General features: G+C 59.9%; 2 protein-coding genes and 1 pseudogene. 1 reads left to right on the top strand and 2 read right to left on the bottom strand.

The window, feature by feature from the left end; genetic code table 11:
* Positions 1–792, bottom strand: a 792-nt coding sequence (locus EET13_RS26480) for a PE family protein (protein ID WP_136623262.1), incomplete at its 3' end; no start/stop codon positions are given.
* Positions 793–1,889: 1,097 nt separating this feature from the next.
* On the opposite strand from EET13_RS26480, the gene EET13_RS26475 reads away from it, so the two are divergent.
* Positions 1,890–4,034: a cyclic nucleotide-binding domain-containing protein gene (locus tag EET13_RS26475; RefSeq protein ID WP_122445029.1), complete on the top strand. Its 2,145-nt coding sequence runs from the start codon at positions 1,890–1,892 to the stop codon at positions 4,032–4,034.
* 109 nt (positions 4,035–4,143) lie between these two features.
* Here EET13_RS26475 and EET13_RS26470 read toward each other — a convergent pair.
* Positions 4,144–4,499 (bottom strand): annotated as a pseudogene (locus EET13_RS26470) (hypothetical protein).
* Positions 4,500–4,694 lie beyond the last annotated feature (195 nt).

The raw sequence follows: 4,694 nt of genomic DNA, 5'->3' as shown, positions 1-4,694 counted from the left end.
GGCGGTACCGGCGCCGCCGGCCCCGCCGGTAGCGAACAGCCCGCCAGTTCCCCCGACGCCGCCGGTACCGCCGGTGTCACCCAACCCGCCGGTGCCGCCGGCGCCGCCATTGCCGAACAGCAATCCGCCCTGGCCGCCGATACCGCCGGTACCCGCACCGAAGCCGCCCGCACCGCCGGCGCCGCCGGTACCGAAGAACAGCCCGCCGACCCCGCCCGTTCCGCCGGCGCCGCCGTCAACGTTGGTTGACGAAAAGCCGCCTGCCCCGCCGGCGCCGCCGGTGCCGAACAGCAGCCCGCCGGCCCCGCCGTTGCCGCCGGGCAATCCGGTACCGCTGCCGGACATTCCGCCGGATCCGCCGGCTCCGCCGTTGCCGATCAGCCACCCGGCGTCACCGCCGCTTTGACCGGTGCCCGGCGCTCCGTTGGCGCCGTTGCCGATCAGCGGCCGTCCGGTGAGGTTCTGCACCGGCGCATTGATCGCGTTGAGCAGCTGTTGCAGCGGCGACACGTTGGCGGCCTCGGTGCTGGCATAGGACGCCGCGCCCATGCCGAGGGCCTGGACGAATTGCTGATGAAAAGCCTGGGCTTGGGCGCTGAGGGTTTGATAGCGCTGGGCGTGGGCGCCGAAAAATGCTGCAATGGCCGCCGACACCTCGTCCTCGGCTGCGGCCAACAGGTTGGTGGTCGGCGTGGCCGCGGCCGCGGTGGCGGCGCCGATCGTCGAGCCGATGGTCGCCAGATCCGATGCCGCCGCCGCAACTGTATCCGGCGCCGCGATGACAAATGACATCAGACATCCTTCCCCGGTTTCATGACGGCCCTGGTAGCCGGCACGTCCGACGTGAACGCATCGTATGCCGTTCCTCGATGCCGGCTTGGCGGATTGAACGGGTTGGTGGCGCTTTCTGAAACGACCGCTGCGCCGGCGGGTGCCGCGGGGCGGCCGGCGCCGCCGGTCACCATGCCCGGCAGCCGAGGTTGCCGGGCATGGGTTTGCCCGGCACCGCTGCGGGCGCGGCTCGGTGGTAGCTCATGATCGAGGTGCCTCATGTAAATGTGAGCGCGAAGCGGTAGCTGGTGCCTGACGCATAGTGAGCGCGTGGCGAGCTTGCGTGACCTTCGTCTTGGCCAATCGGTTGATTGACGCTTGCAATGCTGCCCGGTCGATGAGGCGCGCGGCGGGGGTCTCGGTCTTGGTCTAGGACCCTCAACCAACGATCCCGACCCACCCTGGGCCTCGACACACCCGCCCAGCGCCTCGCCGCGCTACTCAACCACGCCGCCTCAACCACCGATGTCGCACTGAACACTTGACTTCAAGGCTGGAAACCCACCGTGAGTGCACGTTGGGCGGGCCTTAGCCACATCAGCAACAGCAGGGCACGCCATCCCGACGAACTTACGGGCGCGACCATTAGCTAAGCGATCCAACCCCGAAGCGGGTCAACATCAGCGCACCGATAGGCTGCAACGATTCATGGAAGGTAGAATGTAGCGCGATCAGCGTCGATCACCGCCGAAAACTGCACGCACCGCCGGTCAGGGCCTACACAGTGCCCCGTTGGGGCCCGCGATCTATTCAAATGTATTCAAAGCCCGAACAATGCCCCCGGCCACGGGCTCTGCCAGCGCCGACACGCTGCAAATTCAACACAAACTACGGCGGCGGTAGCACGTAGTAGCAGCCGTATTGTTGTTACTCAGCCTCGGTCTCTACGCACTCTCTCTCGGGCTTAGAAACATCTCGATTCGGAGTGTATGACTCAAAGTTGACACAGCGCATTGCAGGTTCGGCTACTATGGCTAAATTCCCCACTCGAAACCGGCTGGGATGCGGCTGGGCCCTGATAATCTTGGAGATGATCATTGAGTAACAACGCTGACCGGATGACGCGAATCGTCGATCCGTGGTTTCTAGTGGTTGCAGTGATTCTGACACTTTCGTGCTTAGCCATCCTGCTGCAAAGCAACCACGCCGTGTCGGGTTGGATACTGGTAAGTGTTTCCATCGCGCCGGTTTATGTGATTATCTACAAGCCGGCACTTTTCACTAAGGCGATGCTCTTTCATAAAGAGTGGGCACGCCAGGCGCCCCTGGCACCAGGGCATTCTGGGCATTCCCAAGGCGGCCCGGGCGTGGCTATCATAATCACCTCCCGCCATGAAATATTTGAAGTGGCAAAGATGACGTTTGACTGTGCGTACTTGACCCCCTATCACGGTCCCCGTGAAATCATCGTCGTCGACGATTCACTGGATACAGCCAGCAAGGATTTCAACCTCTGGAAGCAGTACGTCGAATCGCATGCGGAGAAAGACGACAACATTCGCGTATTATTCCACCACAATCGTTGGCAGAGCGGGCCGAAGCCGGACCGCATCAATCTTGTGCAAACTTTGGTCGAGGCCGCTCAATATACCGTTTTTCTCCAAGCCGCTTCGTCAATCTCCACACACAATAATTTTCTAGCACGCGCGGTCAACGAGTTCGAACAAGATGATCGCCTTGGCGTATTGCAGTTCCACACGGTCGCTACCAATGACCACTTCAATCGCCTAACGGGACCGGTTGCAGTAGCCCAGAGCGCTTTGCGCATTGAACAATTGATCCGTGCCAACGGCGGCTTCGCCGCGTTTCAGGGCCACAACGCAATGTGGCGACGGACGCTGCTCGACATCAACGGTCCATGGCTTGAGCCTTACTGCGGAACCGCCCCTGCGGCTGAGGATCTGCTGAAATCGATCAGCGCTTACGCTCATGGTTACACGATTCGCTACCTGGACTCGCCGACGGGTGAATGGGTCCCTAGCTCACTTGGTGCACTAGAAAGCATATGGATGCAACGGACTTACGGCGGCTTGCAGATTCTATTCAAAAACTGCCGTCAGATATTGGCCCCTCAAGGACTATCACCCCTTGCGCGTATCGACCTATTGACTTTAGTGAGCTCTTATGCGCTCATCCCGCTCTTTTTCCCGATCAGTATTCTATGGTATTTGGTGTTTCCATCCTTCCTCGCGGGAGCCTTGGCGCTTGTGATGATTGTTGCCCCTCCTCTGATTTCCGCATGGACAGTACGCCGACGCTACACAAACGCGCTGAGGATATCCCGAGCAAAGAAGGCATTTGACTTATTCGCCGGCGTGTTTCTGATCAACACATTCGTCTTGTCGGTCGAGCTACGGACCTTCTTCGGTTTTCTTGTCGAAATCATGCAAAGCCGGCAAAGCGCTGTTAAGGGCTCAGAGGAACGCACCGGGTGGCGGCGGGAAGGATACCGAAACTCCTATGCCGTCGCACTCGCTGCAACGCTCCTGGTAGCCCTAACCGCCGTGTGGGGGTGGAATACGGGATTCGCCGTTGAACGCATCCTTGACTATCTCCCCCTGGCGCTGATCTCGGCGAATTTGTTGTTATGTGTTCTGCTCTATGGGCGTCAGGACCGTAAGCCTGCCATCACGATCCAAGGAACTCATATTGACGGATACAACCTGCGGAATAGTTTATTGAATTCCATCCCACTATTTGCTGGTACGGATGCTCAATTTCAGCATCAGGTGGCACTGTCACTGCGCACGCAGCGCTATCCAAGCGGCGTGACTGTCATGAAAGAGGGAGAGGTAGGGCGTGAAGTCTTCTTCGTGATCGATGGCGCTGTCGAATCTAACAACGGATGGCAAAGCCTGTTCATCATGGAGAAAGGCAGCTTTATCGGCGGACGAAGTTTGATTTATGATGAGCGTCGGGCCGTGACTGTGCGGACAATACGCGAATGTGAACTTGCGATGCTGGACAAAGAAACCTTCCTGCGAATTCTTCAGGAGCATCCTCGAATCAGTCGGCGGGTCACCGCCCAAATCGAGGCGCTTACGAGATCCGATCTGCCGGCGGCGGGTCGAGTGCCATCGGGTAGACTCTTTAGCTCTCCGCCGAATGCCGTCGGAACGACAGATCCTTCGCCTTCCCCTCCCTCTGGAAAGGTCGAGCGAATCAATCCGAACAAAATGGTCATTGAACCTGAAGCCGATTGAGGGCAGTACGAGGTTGGGTGACGACACTCCGGCAACTCCGGCAATCCTCGGTCGCGGTAACGACCCCAGCCGAACTGCAGTTGCCCACGCCGGTACAGCGGCGCACCTTCTACCGCGAAACCCCTCTGGGTTTAGGTGTCGCCACGCAGACCAGGAACAGGCCGTCGGGCGCCTGGGCGACGTAGTACTCCGGGTAGCTGGTGCAGTCGGAGTTTTCGTCCTTGATTCCGGCCATCGGGGGTGTTCGGGACCATCTGGGTTCGTATCGCCGCGGCGAACCGCAGAACATCAGCCGCCCCGGCTCGGTGGCGAACGAGACGTAGTAGTCGGCGGTTCCGAAGACGTAGTAGGTGGTGCTGTCGCAGGGGGCGCCGAGGACGACGTTCCGGGTGTGCAGGCCGGGTAGTCGCACACCCTGGGGCCTTGCTGCGTTGCTGGTTTGTTGATCCTTGACGGTAGCTGCATCTGGATGGTGTTGATCTGCCGAGTCGGATCGGCCGGGTTGATCCGTTCGACTCGGGCGGTCACGTTTGACCTGAGTTGGGTCACTTTGGACATTTTCTGAAGGTTGCAATGCGCTGAGCTGGGGTGATGGTTCGGCTTAGTGCACTCGTTAGGCACTAATTTGTGTCGGTAGGCTCGGCTGGTGGTGTGGATTCG

It is taken from the genome of Mycobacterium attenuatum (assembly GCF_900566085.1).
Classification (GTDB): domain Bacteria; phylum Actinomycetota; class Actinomycetes; order Mycobacteriales; family Mycobacteriaceae; genus Mycobacterium; species Mycobacterium attenuatum.
The sequence above is the reverse complement of the archived record's forward strand: the minus strand, read 5'-3'. Positions and strand labels throughout refer to the sequence as shown.

Bases quoted from the DNA above. Each gene is read 5' to 3' on its own strand.
- EET13_RS26475 (WP_122445029.1), top strand. From the start codon at position 1,890: ATGACGCGAATCGTCGATCCGTGGTTTCTAGTGGTTGCAGTGATTCTG.